The 4,403-nt window shown below is 48.0% G+C and carries 3 protein-coding genes; 1 reads left to right on the plus strand and 2 read right to left on the minus strand.

The window, feature by feature from the left end; translation table 11 throughout:
- Positions 1 to 188, plus strand: a 188-nt coding sequence (locus ACRJJO_RS21705; RefSeq protein ID WP_431067643.1) for a hypothetical protein, incomplete at its 5' end; no start/stop codon positions are given.
- 515 nt (positions 189 to 703) lie between these two features.
- Here ACRJJO_RS21705 and ACRJJO_RS21710 read toward each other — a convergent pair.
- Both ACRJJO_RS21710 and ACRJJO_RS21715 read right to left on the minus strand, forming a co-directional pair.
- The gene (locus ACRJJO_RS21710; RefSeq protein ID WP_431067644.1) at positions 704 to 1,192 is read right to left on the minus strand and encodes a PepSY domain-containing protein; all 489 of its coding nucleotides are present in this window, start codon (positions 1,190 to 1,192) and stop codon (positions 704 to 706) included.
- An 851-nt stretch (positions 1,193 to 2,043) separates the two neighbouring features.
- Complete coding sequence (locus ACRJJO_RS21715) at positions 2,044 to 4,242, minus strand: TonB-dependent receptor family protein (RefSeq protein ID WP_431067645.1); 2,199 nt, start codon at positions 4,240 to 4,242, stop codon at positions 2,044 to 2,046.
- Positions 4,243 to 4,403 lie beyond the last annotated feature (161 nt).

Raw genomic sequence — 4,403 nt, forward strand, 5'->3', positions numbered from 1 at the left:
TCCAGCTTGGGAAAGACACCCCGGAAGCTCCAGCTTCCTGTGACCGACACAACCTACGCACATTCTCAATCAATCCCGACTCGCTCGTTCAATTTTTCTTGATTGTCGGGAAGCTAGAGCTTCCTAAACAGGTTACCCAAGCTGGAGCTTGGGTAACAGCATATTTTAGTTTTTGCGACTACGACTAGCCCCTGCTCGGACACTTGACTTCGGTAAGCTGAAGCATCTTGCTAATCAGGTCTAATTTTCGAGCTCTTTGAAAAGTCGGACATAGGGTTTGAGGAACAAGCTGTTGATAGTTTCCGCTTTACAGCGGCTATCACCGATTGAAAGCCTCGCTGCATGAGTCGTCTTTTATCATTTCTCCGCGCCTCTGCGCGAATTACTTTTAATTAACCGCCCGGAGCGCGTTGGCGCTATCTATACCTTTCGCATTTCAAATTTCGGCAGTGTCGGAGGGGCCTCGGGGTGCTCGGTCGATTTTTGCTCCTGTAAAATAGACATTCACGCCATCCATGGCGCTAGCAAAGGCTTTGCCAGCATGGAGCTGGAATAGAGCCTACATGGACGTATTTACCCAGCACCTAAATTATCTATGTAATCAATCATGGCCAATAGGCTATGGAATTTAGGTGCTGGGTTTACGGCGTCCTTTGACGGGCACCCCGAGACCGAAATTTTATCTACGATAAGTATATAAAAATCAATCTTCCTCGGCCTTGATGATTTTACCGGTTCCGGCGTCGACCTCGACTTCCATTTCGCGTCCATCCGCCATTTTTATTTCAAATTCATAGACCGCAAAACCGTCGGTATTGATTTCATACTCCACTTCACTGATCGTGCCCGGATAGGCATCTAGCGCTATTTTTCGAGCCTGCGCTTCATCAATTTTCTTCAAGGTAGCAAAAGCCGAATGATCAGCGCTCGGCAATTCTTGTTCTTTTTCGAAAATATTGCCGGTTTTATCGCATTTAAACTCCCATTTAGCGCCGTCAGCCGATTTTGCTTTGATTTTGTAATACTCGACGCCTTTTTTGTTTTTCAACTTCATTTTGACAATCGGGTCTTGCGTCACTTCGCCGACTGCTTTGCGACAGGCGTCGAAGGCCGTATTGTCTTGAGCGACAGCGACCGTGCCGAATAAGCCCAGTAAGGCGCTCAAATAAAAATTTTTATTTTTATAACTCATGATGATAGACCTCATTGAAAAGTTAACAGGTGCACTCATTGCCGATGCCGACAAGCCCTCTCGAGTTCGGGACGAGGCATCGGCCTAAGGGTACAAGAATATGAAAGTATTTGCTATTTCTGGTTCCCACGGTCCTCCGTGGGAACCCATACCTTGGCTACCGCGAGGCAAGAATGGGGTCCGTCCGATTTCAGCAGCGAAAAATGACTTGGCGATTATTGCCTTCGGCGGCCCCGATTCGCCCTGCGTCCGTGCCACTACGCCACATCATCGTCAACTCGATGCGGCTCCGTAGCACTCCCACAAATGGCTTGACGCCGTGTCGCGATGCCTTGTATTTTGCCTCCGCCTGCGCTAGTCGCGCAGACTCCGGCAAAACACCCGGCGCTACGGCTATCGGGGACTAAAAATCTTCACTTCGCTAACGCTCCGTTTCCACGATTTTCAGCGGCGGTGGGAACGAGGAAAGTTTCATGAAGATTTAGGCTATGTTCGCATGGTAGTTGAAAAGACATCGAAAGCGTTATCCCGGCGGGAATTGCCGGAATCCAATTACCATGGATGGCAGGTTTTTCGGGTTTCCACGGTCCTCCGGGAACCCAGACAGGGGACGCTCCAGCGCCCCCGATCCGTAGAGTGACTCGAACTGCATTTCCATGTAGAGCGTGGAAACGATGACAAATAATCATTCCACTCTGTCAAGTAAGGGGTTAGTTTGGCGAGGATGTCGGCAGCCGGTCCTCGATACCATCTATTGTTACCTAATGCACTCAACCTCGAAATCGCGACGAAGGCGTCGCTCCCACAAAGAAGATAGCAAACGATTTTACTATAGCTCACAACCGGGCTGATTAGAAACTTATCCTAGCGCCTCCCATAATTTGGAATTGCTGTCCCGGATGAATGCCGTCAACGCGGTTGGCAATATATTTTTTGTTACTTAGGTTATATGCATTCATGAAAATGTCGAAATTTTTTGTCGCTTTGTAATTAGCTGAAGCACTGAAGGTCGTAAAGCCTGGAATGGTTCCTTCCTGGCCGAAAGGATCTTCAATTTGCGTGTTTTCTTGATCAACAAATTGACGACTAACACTATGAACTCCGAAACGGACATCCAAACCCCAGGGAGTTTCTACACCAATATTTGCATTAACGACGTGCGAAGGCGCGTAGGGCAATATATTATTTTTTGATATAGCCCCGCCTTCTGCATCGGGAATATCGCTATTAAAAAAGGCGTCCAAATAAGTGTAGGATGTCGTTAAGTAATAATTGTACTTTGTTCCGAACAGTTGATCTGAGTCCAAGCGAAATCCAGTCTCCAAGCCTTGATGGACAGTCTCGCCGGCATTGATATTACGGTTTGAATCTAGACGAATTATTTGATCATCAATGTCGATTCTGAACCAGGTGATTTCAGCATTGATCCCTGGAGTTGGCTGCGTACGAATCCCCACTTCATAATTTAAACTGGTTTCTGGATTGACCAGATTTAGAGTACCGGTACTCGGGTCAAGCGTTTCGTCCGGGCGGGGCGGAGCGAATCCACGGTGTACACCGGCGAACAATGTAACATTGTCAAAGCCGTTATAAGTGGCGCCGATGCCGGGTAACGCCTCAACAAAGTCCTGATTGGCAGATAGTCCGTCTACATTGTTGGTATTTTCCATATGAAAATACTCGACCCGAACCCCTGGAGTAACAGTGAAGTCGCCCACAAAGAACTTGTTTTGAGCGAAGAAAGAGAAAGCTTGTGTATCGATCGTATTGTTTTGATAACGGTCGTCTCGACCTCGAAGATCGATTAAGCCTCTTGTTCTATCTGTCGGACCGGCATTACCGACAAAGCGTTTACGTTCGGCCCATTCGAAATGCCCTCGAACACCGAGCGCTGTTTCACTGTTTACGTCAAAGAAATCATGATTAAATACGAAGCGTGGTTCGATTCCGAACACGCCGTAGTTTCTAGGCCGTTGTTCGTTACCACATAATGGCGCGTTTCTAAAATCTCGGCGTTGTGCAGAACTTAAATTACAGTTCGGCATACTCTCTGAGTCACTAGCCTGCCTAATCGACTCGCGCGACATGTAATGTCCATAGATGTTCGTACTAAAACGCGCATCGTCGCTGACATCGAATTCATAGAGCGCCTGACCGGAATAACGTTCGACCTCGAATACGTCGTTCACCAAAAAGTTGGTGCGCGGATTGTTGATAAAGTCGTCGCGTTTCATGCCTGCCTCGCCCATGCGCGCCTCTTCATGAGTCAGCGTACCTTTCAACAACAGGCGATGCTGGTCGTTGAATTTAATCAAGCTTCTGAGCGCTAAGTCGTCTAGCAATTGTTTTTGGCCCTGACGATTGCCGTCCGCTTCTTGACGAATATAATCTAAGGCCAAGCCGACATTATCGATCGTTCCGCCCAAATTGACATGCGCATCGTAATAACCGTTATTACCGCCGGCGCCTCGAATCGAACCGCTAAACTCTTCCGGAATCGCAGGGCTAACATAGTTGATTGCACCGCCGATCGTTTGCGGCCCGTAAATCAATTGCCCGGAGCCTTTTAAAACCTCGATGCGATCGATACGCAACATCGATGGAATGTAATGGTTACTCGGGTCGCTGTAGGGAGCCAATTGAATCGGCACGCCGTCTTCGAGGACTTGCGTTCGAACGCCGCGCCTTGGGTCTAAGCCACGGATGCCGAGATTGAAACGTCTACCCAGTACATCCTCATCGATAATATTAATGCCAGGTACGGTACGTAAGGCATCCTTCGACGATAACGGGCCTTGTCGTTCGATAACGGTTTTATCGACGACCGAACCGGAACCGGGAATGTGCTCCAATTGAGATGCTTGTCCGATGATTTCGATGCTCGGTAATTCCAATTTTGGTGGACGATCATCCACTTTAGCAGCATTTGCATTCACGGCAACCAAGACGGCAGCCATCATCAAACTCAGACGGAACGGAGCTACTTGGCTCTGCCCGCTACCCATCGTATTCTGATTAGATTCGATTTTTATTATAGAAATTAAAGACATTGCGTTACCACTCATAAGCCACTTTTTTGAATGCGGCCATTTTAGTGAGCGCTGTCCCTTTCACCTATAGGAAAAACTCCTGATTTTTTTTGTTGAGGAACTTTTGAGCGGTTAGCGGTTAGCGGTTAGCGGTTAGCGGTTAGCGGTTAGCGGTTAGCGGT

The organism is Methylotuvimicrobium sp. (assembly GCF_050611805.1).
Taxonomy (GTDB): domain Bacteria; phylum Pseudomonadota; class Gammaproteobacteria; order Methylococcales; family Methylomonadaceae; genus Methylotuvimicrobium.